Here is a 15,377-nt window from a genome sequence, read left to right on the forward strand (position 1 = left end):
GCCCAGAAGCCTCGCCCAAGTGGCGTCCTTTGTTCGGTCTGTGCCTTGAGGGCCGCGGGGCATTCCCTATATTGCTCCAGAAGCTATAACTATGGAGCGCACATGTATTCGATCGGCCACCTTTCCCGGCGGACCGGCGTCAAAATCCCGACGATCCGCTATTACGAGCAAATGGGGCTCATCGCGGCGCCGGAACGTTCGGAGGGCAACCAGCGGCGCTACGAGAAACGTCAGCTCGAGCGGCTTGCCTTCATCCGTCACGCGCGCGATCTGGGGCTTTCGATCGAGGCAATCCGTGATCTGCTGGCGCTGAGCGAACACCCGGAACGACCCTGCGGCGAGGCGGATCGCATTGCGAGCGAGCATCTGGCTTCGGTGCGGGAGAAGATCGCCCGACTGACGAAGCTGGAGCACGAACTTCAGCGCATCGTCGCCTGCCATGGCGATCACACGATCGGCGACTGTTACGTCATCCGGGCGCTGGCCGATCATTCCTTGTGCGACAACGAGCACTGAGGGTTCAACAATCGCCGTTGACAAAGTCGCGGAAATGAACAATCTACGCGCATGATCAAGAACGCACCCATTTGCCGCGCGTATTTTTGGCTGTTCCGATAGGAGCGGCCTGCTGATCATATTCAACAAGGCCGCCATCAGGCGGCTTTTGTTTTTCACGGCACCTGATGGTGGGAACCCCATAGGAGCCGAGAATGCTGCAGACCGCCACCCCCAACCTCCACCAGCTCGCGTCGGTCAGAGCACCGATGGTGACGATCCGCTGCGCCAAGCCGCGCGATCTTCCCGAACTGCGCGAGATGATTGCGGAACTTACCGCCCATCACGGCGATGTCGCCTCGCTAACGCCGGAGCAGCTCGAACGCGATCTCTTCGGACGCACCCCCTGGATCACCGCCCTCGTCGCCGAGGCCGGCGGCCAGTTGATCGGCTACGCAGTCCTGGTTCCCCAGTACCGTGCAGCCGAAGGCGCGCGCGGCATGGAACTGCATCATCTCTTCGTGCGCCCCGCCCATCGCGGCACCGGCATCGGCCGCCATCTCGTCGGCAAGGCACGCGAACAGGCGAAGATGGCCGGCTGCGAATACCTGGCGGTCAGCGCGGCCACCGGCAATTTCCAGGCGCATCGTTTCTATGAGTCGGAGCGTTTCGTGCCCCGGCCGGTGACCGGCATGCGCTATATGCAGAAGCTCGGCTGAGCCGGAGGAGACCGGTCTCGCGGTTCAAGACGGCGAGTGCGAGCGATGCCTATGACGGAGGCAGCGCCTTCAGATAGGCGGCAATCGCCTCGCGCTCGGATGCGGGAAGCTTTGCCATGTTCTTCTGCACCTCGACCATCGAACCCCCGACGGTATCGAAGTCGGGGGTGAAACCTGTCTCGAGATAGGAGGCGATGTCCGACGCGCTCCAGTTGCCGATGCTCTTGGAGCCCGGCGTGATGTCGGGAATCCGGCCCTCGCCTTCCGGATTCGGCGCACCGGCCAGCCACCGACCTGCTTCGAAGCCGCCCAGCGCATTGCGCGGCGTGTGGCACTCGCCGCAATGGCCCGGGCCTTCGACGAGATACTGCCCACGCGCAAGCTTCGGCTCGGCGGTATCGACCTGAACTCGCGGCTCGTCGCTGAGATACAGGAGCTTCCAGCCGCCGAGCGCCAGGCGGATATTGTACGGGAACGGCAAATCATGCGGCGGCGCCACATTAGCGCTCTTCGGCAGCGTTCGCATATAGCCGTAAAGGTCGTTGATGTCCTTGGCGGAAATCCGCGCATAGGAGCCGTAGGGAAAGGACGGATAAAGATGTTCGCCATCCTTTCCGACCCCGCGCGTCATGGCGTTGCCGAACTCGGCGAGCGTCCAGCCGCCGATGCCGGCCGTTTCGTCGGGCGAGATATTCGGAGGATAGAAGGTCCCGAACGGGCTCTTCAGCGGCCGGCCACCCGAAAGCACCAGCCGGGCATCGTCCTTCGCGCCGGACGCCGCATGGCAGCTGGTGCAGCCGCCGGCCCAGAAGACCCGCTTGCCATTGGCAAGATCCGGCTCGCCCAGCCCCTCCCAATGCGCGGCGTCCCAGGGGGCAGGCTTCGTCAGCAACCAGAAGGCGCCGGCGCCGACCACGGCCAGTAGAATCAGACCGGACAACAGCTTCCCTGCGCGCCGCCGCATCATCTCTCCTTCGTCCTCAACACGGAAATGAACGCGCCGGACGAACCGGCGCATCGCAGGAAGGAACCAATGGCCTTCCGTTACTCTTTCTTCAGGCGATAATTCTCATGACAGCTGGCGCAATCCTTGCCGAGGACGCCCAGAGCGGCGCCAACGCCGGCCTGGTCGGCGGGCAACTCGGCGAGAATCTTCTCGGCGTCGGTGCCGAGCTTGGCGGCTTTCGCCTTGAAGTCTTCCATGTTCTCCCAGATCTTCGGGCTTGCCTCGGTCTCCGAGCCGGTTTCCGAGCCGGCGGGAAAATGAGTCGGGAAGACTTTCACCGTCTCGGTGATCGTCGTCAGCGATGCCTTGACGATCTCGGCATCATAGGGCTTCTCACCCTTGGCGATACCGCTCAGCGCACCGGCGGCTTGGCCCACCTTCTTCATCAACTGCTGACGGACCGCCTGAGGTTCATCCGCGGCGGTGACGGCGGTCATCCCCAAGCCTGCAAGGGCGGCTGCAAGCACAAAAGCTCTGATCTTCATCATGGTCTCCGGTCATTTGAACCCGCTTCTGGGGTTTCCTGTTGAAGGCGCCGGCATGATGGCATTTTGGCTTTTCGGCGGAAGTAACATTTTCTTGATGTGCTTGTCATTTCAGCATAATTCGCCGCGCTATACATGACGGCAAGGCGGGATTTGCGCACTCGAATAACATGACTTCCATATTCATGTATAATACTTAATCGAAGCGGCAACTCAGCGGGTACCGCTCCAACCCTGCCAAACGGTGAAAACGGCGATTACGACAAGCAGCAGGCCGGCACCGCGGCCGATGGCAACCGTCGCCCCCGGACTGCCGACCAGCAGATCCCGGCCGCGGCCGGCGGCAAGCGCCAGCCCGCCATAGACGGCAAGCTGCGTCACGGCGATCATCACCGCCATGACCGCTGCCTGCGACCAGACGGGGCCGAATTGCGGCTTCAGGAATTGCGGATAGACGGCGAGCATGAAGAGATAGGCCTTCGGATTCATCAGGCTCGTCAGCGCCCCCTGTCGGAAGCTTGCCCAACGCGAGAGCCTCGCCCCCGCCTCGACGCCGCCAATGGTGATGGCACTGCGCAGCAGCGAGAAGCCGATCCAGGCGATGTAGCCGGCTCCGGCGACGAGGAGCACGTTGAAGAGCTCCGGCACCAGGTGCAGCACGACGCTGACGCCGAGCGCCGCGTAGAGCGTGTGCAGCACGCCGCCCGCCATGATGCCCGCCGTCGCGGCGAGCCCGGAGGTGCGCCCGCCGGTTATCGCATTGGCCAGCACGAAGACCATGTCCATGCCCGGGACGATGATGATGCCGAAGAGAAGAGTGAAGAACAGCCAGAGGTTTTCTGCGTAGGTCATGTCAGTTGCTCATCGAGATTTGTATAAGGGTGGAGGTCCGGATCGCCGATTTTTCAATCCGTTGGCAAATGCTATAGCTCTCTCCAACTGACAGGGTTCTGTCAGGAGCCTTTCGGGTTTGGTGGGGTTTTTGCGATGCGCAAGGCAGCGCGGCTTTTCGAGATCATCCAGATATTGCGGCTTGCCCGGCAGCCGATCACCGCCGCCGAGATTGCCGAGAAGCTCGAGGTGACACCGCGCTCGATCTATCGTGACATCGTCGCCCTGCAGGCGATGCGGGTGCCGATCGAAGGCGAGCGCGGCCTTGGCTATATCCTGAGGCCCGGCTTCGACCTGCCGCCGCTGATGTTTTCGATCGAAGAGACGGAAGCGATCGTGCTCGCACTCGCGCTGCTGGCGCGCACGGGCGACGCGGAGCTGAAGGCGGCGGCCCAGCGCGTCAACCGGAAAATAACCGGCGCCGTCCCGGAGCCGCTGCGCCAGATTTTCCAGTCGCAGGCGCTGCACGCCTGGGGCACGATCGCCGCCCCGCCACCGGCGGTCGACCTCGCCATGATTCGCCGCGCTATCCGCGACGAACAAAAGCTCGCGCTCGACTATCGCGACGAACTCGGACAGGCGACGGAACGCACCGTACGGCCGCTGGCGCTGATCTATTATTCGGAGCATGCGATGATGGTGGCCTGGTGTGAATTGCGCCAGGACATCCGCAACTTCCGCGCCGACCGGGTGGAGCACTGCGAGCCGATCGCGACTTTCTTCCGCGGTGAAGGCGAGAGGCTTAGGCAATTGTGGATCGCCGGCTGGAAAACGAATGCCATGCGGCCGCTCGAGGCGGGGAACGCATAGAGCCGGCCCGGCCCGAAACGAAAAGGCCCGACGCAAGCGCCGGGCCGAATTTCCTGTCTAACCAACCAACGGTTACTTCGTCGCAGCCTCGTACATTTCGAGGACGTAATCCCAGTTGATGAGATTGTCGACGAAAGCCTCGAGGTATTTCGGCCGGGCGTTGCGGTAGTCGATGTAATAGGAATGCTCCCAGACGTCGACGCCGAGGATCGGCGAGGCGCCGTGCACGAGCGGGTTTTCGCCGTTCGGGGTCTTCGAGATTTCGAGCTTGCCGTTCTTGACCGACAGCCAAGCCCAACCGGAGCCGAACTGGCCCGTGCCGGCGGCGACGAAATCCGTGCGGAACTTGTCGTAGCCGCCGAGATCCGACTTGATGGCCGCGTCGAGCTTGCCCGGCAGGCTGGTGCCGCCGCCGCCCTTCTTCATCCACTTCCAGAAGTGGATGTGGTTGTAGTGCTGGCCGGCATTGTTGAACAGCGGCTGGTTGGTGCCGTAGGACTTCTTGACGATCTCTTCCACCGAAAGATTGGAAAGACCGGCTTCCTCGGCGAGCTTGTTGCCGTTCGTCACATAGGCGAGGTGATGCTTGTCGTGATGGTATTCGAGGGTCTCGCGCGACATGTAGGGCGCGAGCGCTTCATAGTCATAGGGAAGGTTCGGCAATTCGAAAGCCATTGTGGCATCTCCTCTTGGCATTGGATTTCGTGACGGAAATCTGTGAGCGGGAACATAGGCACCGCCTCGGCGGGAGGCAACCGATGGGGTGCCAAATTTTGCCTAAGCCGCGCAAAATACTTTCATTCGGCGATCGGTGCGCGTTTGACGCGAATGTCGACGCGCAGGATTCCTGTCCTATCTTACGGGGGGCAAGCCAACTCACTTCGCCCTCGGCACAGGAGGAGAGAATGGAATTCCATCAGGGCCGTCTCATCGACCACGTGCATCTGCGCGTCCAGGATCTCGCCGTCAGCAAGCGCTTCTATGAGGCGGTGCTTGGCGCGCTTGGACATCGGCCCACCTTCGAGACCGACGCATTTTTCGCGTTCGACGAGTTCTTCGTCGATCAGGCGGATGACTACTGCAGCCGCGTTCACCTCGCCTTCCAGGCGGCCGACCGGGATTCGGTCCAGCGTTTCTACGACGCCGGCTTGGCAAACGGCGGTATGGACAACGGTGCACCCGGCGAGCGCCCCTATCATCCGGGCTATTATGCCGCCTTTGTCCTCGATCCCGACGGCAACAACGTCGAGGCGGTCCATCACGGGCCGACGACACGGTCTGCCGCCGATGTCGTCGTCCGTCCCGTCGGGACCTGAGGCTCGATCGCCGGGAACGCAACGGGCGGGCGCGCTCGACAGCGCCGCGCGCCTCCCGTTCGGATCGATAAACGCCTATTCCTTGAGTTCCATGAAACGGATGCGATTGCTGAACGGGTCGATGACCGTCAGTTCGAGCCGCGTGCCCTCGTCCTCGAGACCGGGCCTCATGAAGCGGTAGTTCTTGGCGAGCAGTTCCTTGTGGAGCGCATGGATGCCCCTCATGTAGACGCACATATTCCCACCGGGCGTCGCGTCTCCCGCGTGTTCGGAAAGATGCAGCTTAAGTCCGCTTCGCGAGATCTGCGTGTACAGCGGAAAATCGTCGCCGTAACGGTGCTCCCAGTCGACGGTGAAGCCGAGGAAAACCGAGATAGAATTCGTGCGCCTTCGCCACGTCGAAGATGCGAACGATCGGCACGGCCTGCTCAAACGCGATTCCCGCACCGCCTCGAGCGGTGCCCGCAGCGTCTATTTTCGCCGACAGGATGTTCCAGGTGCTGAACCCGAACTGGCGGGCGACGATCTCAAGCGCCTCGCTGTGGGCGATCGTCATTTGATGGTCGGCAAGGGTCTCACTACACGTCGCCGCTCGAATGCGCCCAGTCCATGTAGAGATCGCGGGCCTTGGCAGTGAGCGGGCCGGCTTGCAGGTCGCGGTCGTCAAGCCGGGTCACCGGCAGGACCTTCGAATAGTTGCCGGTGGTGAAGATCTCGTCGGCCGCCTCGAAATCGGCCATCGTCAGGGTCGTTTCGATCACCTCGAAACCCGCCTCGCGCAGCAGGCCCATGACGCGCGAGCGCGTGATGCCGGCGAGGAAGGTCCGGTTGGCGGCCGGGGTGAAGACGACGCCGTCCTTGACCATGAAGATATTGGAAGAGCCTGTCTCGGCGATGTTGCCGAGCATGTCGCGCACCAGCGCATTGTCGAAGCCGCGCGAGCGCGCTTCTTTGAGGATGCGGGCATTGTTGGGATAGAGGCAGCCGGCCTTGGCGTCCGTCGGCATGCATTCGAGCGTCGGGCGGCGGAAGGGCGAGAGCGTCAGCGCCGAGCCGGCATGGGCGTTGCCCATCGGCGCCTCGAACAGGCAGAGGGCGAAACGGGTCGAATCCGGATCGACCGCCACGACACTCCAGGAGCCATGTTCGCCCCAATACATCGGCTTCACATAGAGCGCCGTCTTGCCGTCGAATTTCTTGACGCCCTCGAAGGTCAGCGCCTCGATTTCCTCGGCCGCCATGGTAGGCTTCAGTCCGAGCGCCTCCGCCGAGCGATTGACGCGCTGGCAATGAAGGTCGAGGTCCGGGGCGATGCCGTCGAACCAGCGGGCGCCGTCGAATACCGTCGAGCCGAGCCACATCGCGTGCGAAGTCGGGCCGATCAGCGGCGGGTTGCCGGAAAGCCATTCGCCGTCGACATAGGTCCAGGTGGTGGATCGGGGGGATGTATCGACGGGCATCGGTGTCTCCTACTCGGCTAAGTGCGTGCATCCGATCTAGCCGGAAAAAACAGCATTGGGGTGAATAGGTATATCAAAAAATGTCATGGCGGCCATTCTGGAGCCACTCCGGGCGCCGTGCCAGAATACCAAAAATACCAATGGAGACTGATCGCCAATGAAAGCGATGTATTACGATGCCTTCGAAAAGACCCCGGAAATCCGAACGCTGCCCGATCCGAGCCCGAGTGAAAACGGCGTCGTCATCGAGGTCGAGGCGACGGGCCTCTGCCGCAGCGACTGGCACGGCTGGATGGGGCACGACCCGGACATCCGCCTGCCGCACGTGCCGGGACACGAACTTGCCGGCACCATTGCCGCCGCCGGGCGCGGCGTCATGCGCTACAAGGTCGGCGACCGGGTGACCGTGCCGTTCGTTTCCGGTTGCGGCCGCTGCGGCGAATGCCGTTCCGGCAACCAACAGGTCTGCGAAGCGCAGTTCCAGCCGGGCTTCACCCATTGGGGCTCCTTCGCCGAATTTGTGGTACTCGACTTCGCCGACCAGAACCTCGTACACCTGCCGGAGCGCATGGACTTTGCGACGGCGGCCAGCCTCGGCTGCCGCTTCGCCACCTCCTTCCGGGCGATTGCCGATCAGGCCCGCGTTCAGGGCGGCGAATGGGTGGCGGTGCACGGCTGCGGCGGCGTGGGTCTTTCGGCGATCATGATCGCCGCAGCGCTTGGCGCCAACCCGATCGCCATCGACATTTCCGAGGAAAAGCTCGACTTTGCCCGGACGCTCGGCGCTGTCGCCGCGATCAACGCACGCGCGACGGAGGATGTCGCCGGCGCCGTCAGGGAGATCACGCGAGGTGGCGCGCATGTTTCGATCGATGCGCTCGGATCGCCGGTCACCTGCTTCAACTCGATCAAGAACCTGCGCCGCCGTGGCCGTCACGTCCAGGTCGGCCTGATGCTCGCGGAGCACGCGCTGCCCGAGATCCCGATGGCGCAGGTGATCGGCCACGAGCTCGAAATCTACGGTAGCCATGGCATGCAGGCCTGGCGCTATGACGCGATGCTGGCGATGATCGTCGCCGGTAAGCTCGACCCGAAGCGACTGATCGGCCGCGAGATATCACTGGAAGAGGCCGTGCCGGCGCTGGTAGCGATGGACCGCGCCACTGACCTCGGCATCAGCGTCATCACCCGGTTCTGATCGGGGATTCCGATCGTCCCGCCGCGCTGGTATCCTACCGGCGAGCAAGACGAATCAGGGAGGTCCCGTCATGGCGCTTGCCGCTCAAGCCACGGGAGGCGAACTCTACCGGCCCGTTCTCGGCACCAATCCGGCACATCCGAGCGGCTGGCCGGTACGGGTGATCGTGAGCTCGCAGACGGAGGCGCGGCACAATCGTGCGGATTGGGCGCCGACGCATCTTGTCTCGATCCGTGCGCCCGCAACCCGCCTGCTTTCGATGATCGAACTGCCGCCGGAGCAGCACCTGGAACTCTATTTCGGCGACGCGACCGATCCGGATGCGCCGGATGCGGCGCGCGCCGAGGCGGTCGAGGCGACCTTCGCCTTCATCGACGGGCTGCCGCAGGACGCCGACCTGCTGATCCACTGTTTGAGGGGCATCGGCCGCTCGACGGCGCTGACGCTCGGCATCCTGGCGCGCTATATGGAACCGGAAGAGGCGGCGGCAGCCCTGCACGCACTCCGCCCCGAGGCCAAGCCGAACCGACATGTGGTCGGCCTCTGCGACGCAACCCTCGGGCTCAAGGGCAAGCTCGCCAAACAAGCGCTGCGGTTTCCGACGAAGATCTGGAAAGGCTAAAATCACGGCGACGGCGAAGTGCATTGTGCGGCGCACAAAAATTTGACATGATCCCCTAAAAACAAATGGAGAAGCGGCGCGTTCTTCGTCGCAAGAACCTTCGTTACGGCAACCGAACCGGGAATGTCGTAGACGATGGCCAAGACGGGAGAGTTCAATGTCTCATGCGGCCTATGTCTTCGATGCCTATGGCACGCTGTTCGATGTCCATGCGGCCGTGCGCCGACACGCCGAGGCAATGGGGCCAGACGGCCAGGCTTTCTCCGAGCTCTGGCGCGCCAAGCAGCTCGAATATTCCTGGGTGCGCTCGCTGATGGGCGCCTATGTCGATTTCTGGCAATTGACCGAGCAATCTCTGGACTATGCCTTCGCCCGCTTTCCCTCCGCCGATCCGAAACTCAAGAAGCAACTGCTCGACGCCTATTGGGCGCTTGATTGCTATCCGGAGGTTCCGGCCGTGCTCAAGGGGTTGAAGGAGCGCGGCGCCCGTATCGCCATTCTTTCGAACGGCTCGCCGGCCATGCTTGCCTCGGCCGTCAAGAATGCCGCCCTCGACATCATCATCGACGATGTCTTCTCGGTCGATGCGGTCAAGGCCTTCAAGACGGCACCGGCCGTCTACGACCTGGTGACGACGCAATATCGGCTCTATCCGCATGCGGTTTCGTTCCAGTCGTCGAACCGCTTCGACATTGCCGGCGCCACCAAATTCGGCTTCCGTACGGTGTGGATCAACCGCGCCGATGTGCCCGACGAGTACCAGGACTATGGCCCCTCGCTCATCCTGCCTTCACTGGAAAGCCTGCAATTCGGCATATGAAGGAGCGCCACGATGGCCTGGTCGGCAGCGCAATATGTGAAGTTCGAGGACGAGCGCACGCGACCGGCGCGCGACCTCCTGGCGCAGGTTCCTGACCTGCCAGCCGGCCCCGCCTTCGACCTCGGCTGCGGACCGGGCAATTCGACGCAACTCATCCTCGAACGCTTTCCTAACAACCCGCTCGTCGGTATCGACAGCGACGAGGATATGCTGGAGGCGGCTCGCAAACGGCTGCTCGGCCTGCGCTTCGAAAGAGCCGATCTGGCGGGATGGACACCGCCGCAAGGGGCAGCGCTTTTCTTCGCCAACGCCGTCTTTCAATGGGTACCGAAGCATGTCGACATGCTCGAGCGGCTCCTCGACGCGCTGCTGCCCGGCGGCACGCTTGCGGTGCAGATGCCCGACAACCTGGATGAGCCGTCGCATCTCCTGATGCAGGAAACGGCCGAGGAGCGGGCATTCGCCGCGGCCATTGGCGGGCAAACGATCCGACGAACGCCCCTGCCCTCGCCGAGGACCTATGTCGAAAGGCTGGCTCCCAAGGCGGCGCGGGTCGAAGTCTGGCACACGACCTACTACCACCCGCTTGCCAGTGCGAATGCGATCGTCGAATGGGTGAAGGGCACGGGCTTGCGCCCCTATCTCGACGCGCTGCCCGCCAGCCGGCGCAAAGATTACCTCGCCGCCTATGCCGAGAAGATTCGCAGAGCTTATCCGGTGATGGCCGACGGGCGCGTGCTGCTGCGCTTCCCCCGCCTATTCATCGTCGCCGTCAAAACGCTTTAGAACCGACACGACGACTTGCCCGGGCGCCTTGAAGCCGCGACCGACCGCGACAAGTATAGGAGCATGTCTGTCAATTCTCCGCCGCCATCAAGGAGCCATCCATGCACGCAGTCAACTCCAATGGCGCCAACATCCCCGCCCTCGGTTTCGGCACGTTCCGCATGCCGGGAGCCGAGGTGCTTCGGATCCTGCCGGAAGCCCTGAAGATCGGCTTTCGCCACGTGGACACAGCGCAGGCCTATGGCAACGAGGCGGAGGTCGGCGAGGCTATCCACCATTCCGGCATTCCGCGCGCCGACATCTTCCTGACGACCAAGGTCTGGGTGGACAAATATCGCCATGGCGACTTCGTCGCTTCGGTCGACGAGAGCCTCAGAAAGCTGAAGACGGATCACGTCGATCTGCTGCTCTTGCACTGGCCGGGCGGCAGCGACGTGCCAATGGCCGAGCGCATCGGCGCGCTGAACGAGGTTCAGAAGGCGGGCAAGGTGCGCCATATCGGCATCAGCAACTTCAACACGGCGCAGATGGAGGAGGCGGTCCGCCTCAGCGATGCGCCGATTGCGACCAACCAGGTCGAGTATCACCCCTATCTCGACCAGACCAAGGTGCTGCAGGCGGCCCGACGGCACGGCATGTCGCTGACCGCCTATTACGCCATGGCCAACGGCAAGGTCCCCTCCGACCGGCTGCTGAACGACATCGGCGCCCGCCACGGCAAGACCGCGGCGCAGGTGGCGCTCCGGTGGCTCGTGCAGCAGCAGGATGTGATCACGCTCTCGAAAACCGCCACCGAGACGCGGCTCAGGGAAAATTTCGCGATCTTCGATTTCGCGCTGACGCGAGAGGAAATGGCCGCGATCCGAGGGCTTGCCCGCCCGGACGGGCGGATCGTCAATCCGGCAGGTCTTGCGCCGGTGTGGGACGATTGAGATGAGACCGGCGGTGCTTTCCCACCTCTGGCCTACCGGCCAGAGGTGCTATTACTTGACGCCGCTCAGACGAACTGGCTGAGACCCGGAACGGAGGCAACCACCTCGTCCACAACTTCTTCGCCTGCCTTTTCCTTGGCATAGGCGATGGTTTCCCTGGCGAGCCCGGTGATCTCACCCATGCCTAGCCCCTGGCTCATCAGTTGCTGGCCGAGCGCCATGACGCCACCGCCGCCGATCGCCGACAGGAGCCCGCCGAGCAGGCCACCGCCATTGCCACCCTCGCCGTTGTACTGAGCGACCAGTTCAGGCGCACCGGGAATCGCCTCGATCATCCGCGCGACCGGCCCTTCGGCCGCTTCGCGCTGGAGGAAACCGAGGATCATGCCCACCGCCTTCTCTGCCGTCGCGGGCTCGAGACCGACATTCTCCGCCACCCGCGTGACCAGTTCACTCATGGAAATCTCCTCGTGTAGTTTTGACGTTAACGTCAAGGTAAAATATCGCTTCTGAAATGACAATAGCACCCGAACACGGATCCGTCCTGCGTCAACATATCTGGCGTTCAGAGGCTGGCGAGAGCCTTGCCTCCCCTACAACCCGTGTTGCCGGGTCGCAGTGCACGGCCTATAACAGAACCGAGCAATATTTCGATGACGGACTTTCTAAGAAATCCGGCAAATGCCCGGTTCCATTGACAAAATCCATTCGACGGAGAGGAAGGCCATGCTGCAAGAAGGCAAGCTCTATATCGGGACCAGCCGCAAGCCGGACGATTCGATCAACAAGCCGGAATATCTGGAACTGAAGTTCGGCAACCGCCATGGTCTGGTCACCGGCGCCACCGGCACCGGCAAGACCGTGACGCTGCAAATCCTCGCCGAGGGCTTCTCGAACGCCGGCGTTCCGGTCTTCTGCGCCGACGTGAAGGGCGATCTTTCCGGCATCGGCACCATTGGCGAGCCCAAGGACTTCCTCGTCAAGCGCGCCGAACAGATCGGCCTCTCGCCTTATGATTTCCAGGAATTCCCGGTGATCTTCTGGGATCTCTACGGAGAAAAGGGCCACCGGGTCCGCACGACGCTCTCGGAAATGGGACCGCTTCTCCTGTCGCGGTTGATGAATGCCAGCGACGCCCAGGAGGGCGTCCTGAACATCGCCTTCAAGATCGCCGATGAAGGCGGCCTGCCGCTTCTCGACCTCAAGGACCTGCAGTCGCTGCTCAACTACATGGGCGAGAATGCGAGCGAACTCTCCAGCCAGTTCGGCTTCATCTCCAAGTCCTCCTTAGGCTCGATCCAGCGGGAACTCCTGATCCTCGAGCAGCAGGGTGCCGAACACTTCTTCGGCGAGCCGGCGCTGAAGATCACCGACATCATGCGCACGACCAATGACGGGCGCGGCGCAATCTCGGTGCTTGCGGCCGACAAGCTGATGATGAATCCGCGACTTTATGCGACCTTCCTGCTCTGGCTCCTGTCGGAGCTTTTCGAGGAACTGCCGGAGGTCGGCGATCCGGACAAGCCGAAACTGGTGTTCTTCTTCGACGAGGCGCATCTCCTCTTCAACGACGCGCCGAAGGTGCTGGTCGAACGGGTCGAACAGGTGGTCCGGCTGATCCGCTCCAAGGGCGTCGGCGTCTATTTCGTCACCCAGAACCCGCTCGATGTGCCGGAAACCGTGCTCGCACAGCTTGGCAATCGCGTCCAGCATGCGCTGCGCGCCTATACGCCGCGCGAGCAGAAGGCGGTGAAGACGGCGGCCGAGACTTTCCGCCCCAATCCGGATTTCAATTGCGCCGAGGTGATCACCAATCTCGGGACCGGGGAGGCGCTGGTTTCGACGCTCGAGGGCAAGGGTTCGCCATCGATCGTCGAGCGCACCCTGATCCGGCCGCCGGCTTCGCGGCTCGGTCCGCTGACGGAGGCCGAGCGGCAGAACGTGATGAATGTCAGCCCGGTGCGCGGTCTCTACGACGAGGATTTCGATCGGGAATCCGCCTACGAGATCCTGGTCAAGCGGGCTGAAAAGGCCGCCAAGGCTGCAGAGCAGTCCGAAGCGCAGGCAACCGAAGAACAGACCCGCGGGAGCCGCTGGAGTCTTCCGGGCTTTGGCGACGATGCGGAAGACGCAGCTCCGGGTCGGCAGTCCCGGCCGCGCTCATCCGGCTACCAGCGCGAAACGGTCATCGAGGCCGCCATGAAATCGGTTGCCCGCTCCGTCGCGACCCAGGTGGGACGGGCGTTGGTCCGCGGCATTCTCGGCAGCCTCAAGCGATAGGCTACTGCATGTTTCCTTAAATCGTAGCCGAATTAAGGATAAACATGCAGCAATTCAAAGTGCTACAGCGACCTTCGTGCGTCTTTTCAGACGCACGGCGCTGTAGACAAAAGCAACCGGGTGGGGCTTGCGCCCGCGCCCCTCTCCTGCATACGGAAGCCGCCGCGACTCCGCATCGGCAATGCTGCCGCTGGGCTGTCGCCCGGAAAGGACCAGCCATGGACGTCAAGGATTCGAACGGTGCCATCCTCAAGGATGGCGACAATGTAACTCTGACCAAGGACCTGAAGGTGAAGGGCACTTCGACCACGCTGAAGCGCGGTACGCTGGTGAAAGGCATCCGCCTGACGGACAATCCGGACGAGGTCGAATGCCGTGTCGAAAAGGTCAAGGGGTTGGTGCTGCGCACCGAATTTCTCAAGAAGGCTTGAGTGCGCCCCGACGTGGGTGAGAAGACAAGCTGAAGCCCGCAATTGCGGGCTTCAACCGAAGATAATCCCGATAGCCTATCAGGCCACCGACAGTTTCACGTCGACATTGCCCCGGGTCGCATGGCTGTAGGGGCAAACGATGTGCGCTTTCTGGACCAGGTCTTCGAGAACGGCCTTGTCGACGCCGGGCGAAGTGATCTCAAGTGCCGCATCGATGTAGAAACCCGTGCCATCGTCACGCGGACCGATGCCGACCGTACCTGTCACTTTCGTGTCTTCCGGAAGCTTTACCTTCTCCTTGCCGGCGACGAACTTCAGCGCGCCGAGGAAGCAGGCGGAATAGCCGGCGGCAAAAAGCTGCTCCGGATTGGTGCCGCGTGCCCCATCGCCGCCAAGTTCTTTCGGCACGGTAAGGGCCACGTCAAGGACCCCGTCGGTGCTCTTGGCCTGGCCGGCGCGGCCCCCGGTGGCGGATGCGGTGGTACGATAGAGAATAGGCATGGCAGTTCTCCTTCCTTGGTTTTCGTTGCCGATGGGAATTGCATAACGCAAAATTAAATTGCAGGCAAATTAATTTTGCAAATTGCATTTTGGCCGTGAATTTGCGACACTAGGGAGATGACAACCAAAGCGGCGAAATCTGAAGATGCATTGCCCGACGGGGCGCTAGCCCTCGGCCAGCAGCTTTGCTTTGCCGTCTATTCCGCCACGCACGCGTTCAACCGAGCCTATAAGCCGCTCCTCGACCGCTTCGGGCTCACCTATCCGCAGTATCTCGTGCTGCTTGCGCTCTGGCAACGGGACGGCATGACGGTGAAGCGGATCGGCGCGGAATTGGGTCTCGATTCCGGTACTCTGTCGCCCCTGCTCAAGCGGCTGGAAGCGGCAGGCTATGTCCGGCGAATCCGCGACCCGGCCGACGAAAGGCAGGTCATCGTCAGCCTCACAGAGAACGGCCGGCGCCTGAAGACCGAGGCTTTCAAGATTCTTGCCGAGATCGGCCGGGCAACTGGCTGCAGCCTCGCAGAAGTCGGCGAACTGCGCGAGGCGCTGCATCGGCTGACACAGCGCCTCGCCGACAGTCAGGGCGAAGGACAGGAAGCCGATTGATCCGTCACAAGCGGCT

General features: G+C 62.6%; 19 protein-coding genes and 1 pseudogene. 12 read left to right on the forward strand and 8 right to left on the reverse strand.

Going from position 1 to position 15,377, the window contains the following annotated elements:
• Nucleotides 1-102 precede the first annotated feature (102 nt).
• Nucleotides 103-516 (forward strand): helix-turn-helix domain-containing protein, encoded by a 414-nt coding sequence (locus tag CO676_RS04875; protein ID WP_014761492.1) that lies wholly within the window; start codon nt 103-105, stop codon nt 514-516.
• A 194-nt stretch (nt 517-710) separates the two neighbouring features.
• A complete protein-coding gene (locus tag CO676_RS04880) occupies nt 711-1,214 on the forward strand; it encodes a GNAT family N-acetyltransferase (RefSeq protein WP_097519794.1) in 504 nt (167 codons plus the stop codon).
• Nucleotides 1,215-1,263: 49 nt separating this feature from the next.
• On the opposite strand, the gene CO676_RS04885 is transcribed toward CO676_RS04880, so the two are convergent.
• From CO676_RS04885 to CO676_RS04895, 3 genes are all read right to left on the reverse strand, one after another.
• Nucleotides 1,264-2,178: a cytochrome c gene (locus CO676_RS04885; RefSeq protein WP_097519946.1), complete on the reverse strand. Its 915-nt coding sequence runs from the start codon at nt 2,176-2,178 to the stop codon at nt 1,264-1,266.
• Between the two features lie 80 nt (nt 2,179-2,258).
• Nucleotides 2,259-2,705, reverse strand: a complete 447-nt coding sequence (locus tag CO676_RS04890) for a cytochrome c (RefSeq protein ID WP_014761489.1) — start codon at nt 2,703-2,705, stop codon at nt 2,259-2,261.
• A gap of 213 nt (nt 2,706-2,918) precedes the next feature.
• Nucleotides 2,919-3,557, reverse strand: a complete 639-nt coding sequence (locus CO676_RS04895) for a LysE family translocator (protein ID WP_097519795.1) — start codon at nt 3,555-3,557, stop codon at nt 2,919-2,921.
• Nucleotides 3,558-3,692: 135 nt separating this feature from the next.
• On the opposite strand from CO676_RS04895, the gene CO676_RS04900 reads away from it, so the two are divergent.
• On the forward strand, nt 3,693-4,406 hold the full coding sequence (locus CO676_RS04900; RefSeq protein WP_097519796.1) for a YafY family protein: 714 nt from the start codon (nt 3,693-3,695) through the stop codon (nt 4,404-4,406).
• Between the two features lie 72 nt (nt 4,407-4,478).
• Here CO676_RS04900 and CO676_RS04905 read toward each other — a convergent pair whose 3' ends face one another.
• Nucleotides 4,479-5,081, reverse strand: a complete 603-nt coding sequence (locus CO676_RS04905) for a superoxide dismutase (protein ID WP_097519797.1) — start codon at nt 5,079-5,081, stop codon at nt 4,479-4,481.
• A 230-nt stretch (nt 5,082-5,311) separates the two neighbouring features.
• Between CO676_RS04905 and CO676_RS04910 the strand changes: the two genes are divergently transcribed.
• The gene (locus tag CO676_RS04910) at nt 5,312-5,722 is read left to right on the forward strand and encodes a VOC family protein (RefSeq protein WP_097519798.1); all 411 of its coding nucleotides are present in this window, start codon (nt 5,312-5,314) and stop codon (nt 5,720-5,722) included.
• Nucleotides 5,723-5,797: 75 nt separating this feature from the next.
• On the opposite strand, the pseudogene CO676_RS04915 reads toward CO676_RS04910, so the two are convergent.
• Nucleotides 5,798-6,341, reverse strand: a pseudogene (locus CO676_RS04915) (glyoxalase superfamily protein).
• Nucleotides 6,301-7,182: a branched-chain amino acid aminotransferase gene (locus CO676_RS04920; protein ID WP_014761483.1), complete on the reverse strand. Its 882-nt coding sequence runs from the start codon at nt 7,180-7,182 to the stop codon at nt 6,301-6,303. The pseudogene CO676_RS04915 and the gene CO676_RS04920 overlap by 41 nt, the downstream one beginning before the upstream one ends.
• Before the next feature lie 157 nt (nt 7,183-7,339).
• Here CO676_RS04920 and CO676_RS04925 point away from each other — a divergent pair, with 157 nt between their 5' ends.
• The 5 genes from CO676_RS04925 to CO676_RS04945 all read left to right on the forward strand — a co-directional run bounded on the left by CO676_RS04925 (nt 7,340) and on the right by CO676_RS04945 (nt 11,540).
• Complete coding sequence (locus CO676_RS04925; RefSeq protein ID WP_097519799.1) at nt 7,340-8,380, forward strand: zinc-dependent alcohol dehydrogenase family protein; 1,041 nt, start codon at nt 7,340-7,342, stop codon at nt 8,378-8,380.
• Nucleotides 8,381-8,450: 70 nt separating this feature from the next.
• The gene (locus CO676_RS04930; RefSeq protein ID WP_097519800.1) at nt 8,451-9,002 is read left to right on the forward strand and encodes a phosphatase; all 552 of its coding nucleotides are present in this window, start codon (nt 8,451-8,453) and stop codon (nt 9,000-9,002) included.
• 157 nt (nt 9,003-9,159) lie between these two features.
• A complete protein-coding gene (locus CO676_RS04935; protein WP_097519801.1) occupies nt 9,160-9,822 on the forward strand; it encodes a haloacid dehalogenase type II in 663 nt (220 codons plus the stop codon).
• Between the two features lie 12 nt (nt 9,823-9,834).
• Complete coding sequence (gene tam, locus CO676_RS04940) at nt 9,835-10,608, forward strand: trans-aconitate 2-methyltransferase (RefSeq protein WP_097519802.1); 774 nt, start codon at nt 9,835-9,837, stop codon at nt 10,606-10,608.
• 101 nt (nt 10,609-10,709) lie between these two features.
• Nucleotides 10,710-11,540 carry an aldo/keto reductase gene (locus CO676_RS04945; RefSeq protein WP_097519803.1) on the forward strand — a complete coding sequence of 277 codons (831 nt, stop codon included), beginning with the start codon at nt 10,710-10,712 and terminating at the stop codon, nt 11,538-11,540.
• 65 nt (nt 11,541-11,605) lie between these two features.
• Here CO676_RS04945 and CO676_RS04950 read toward each other — a convergent pair whose 3' ends face one another.
• Nucleotides 11,606-11,998, reverse strand: a complete 393-nt coding sequence (locus tag CO676_RS04950; RefSeq protein WP_014327670.1) for a DUF2780 domain-containing protein — start codon at nt 11,996-11,998, stop codon at nt 11,606-11,608.
• 268 nt (nt 11,999-12,266) lie between these two features.
• Here CO676_RS04950 and CO676_RS04955 point away from each other — a divergent pair, with 268 nt between their 5' ends.
• Both CO676_RS04955 and CO676_RS04960 read left to right on the forward strand, forming a co-directional pair.
• Nucleotides 12,267-13,820: a helicase HerA-like C-terminal domain-containing protein gene (locus CO676_RS04955; RefSeq protein ID WP_097519947.1), complete on the forward strand. Its 1,554-nt coding sequence runs from the start codon at nt 12,267-12,269 to the stop codon at nt 13,818-13,820.
• 218 nt (nt 13,821-14,038) lie between these two features.
• A complete protein-coding gene (locus CO676_RS04960; protein ID WP_014761476.1) occupies nt 14,039-14,251 on the forward strand; it encodes an alkylphosphonate utilization protein in 213 nt (70 codons plus the stop codon).
• 78 nt (nt 14,252-14,329) lie between these two features.
• Here CO676_RS04960 and CO676_RS04965 read toward each other — a convergent pair whose 3' ends face one another.
• Entirely contained in the window at nt 14,330-14,752 is a 423-nt protein-coding gene (locus CO676_RS04965) for an organic hydroperoxide resistance protein (RefSeq protein WP_097519804.1), read from the reverse strand.
• Nucleotides 14,753-14,869: 117 nt separating this feature from the next.
• Between CO676_RS04965 and CO676_RS04970 the strand changes: the two genes are divergently transcribed.
• The gene (locus tag CO676_RS04970; protein ID WP_097519805.1) at nt 14,870-15,361 is read left to right on the forward strand and encodes a MarR family transcriptional regulator; all 492 of its coding nucleotides are present in this window, start codon (nt 14,870-14,872) and stop codon (nt 15,359-15,361) included.
• Nucleotides 15,362-15,377: the final 16 nt, after the last annotated feature.

The organism is Sinorhizobium sp. BJ1, from assembly GCF_002531555.1.
GTDB classification, from domain to species: Bacteria; Pseudomonadota; Alphaproteobacteria; order Rhizobiales; family Rhizobiaceae; genus Sinorhizobium; species Sinorhizobium fredii_B.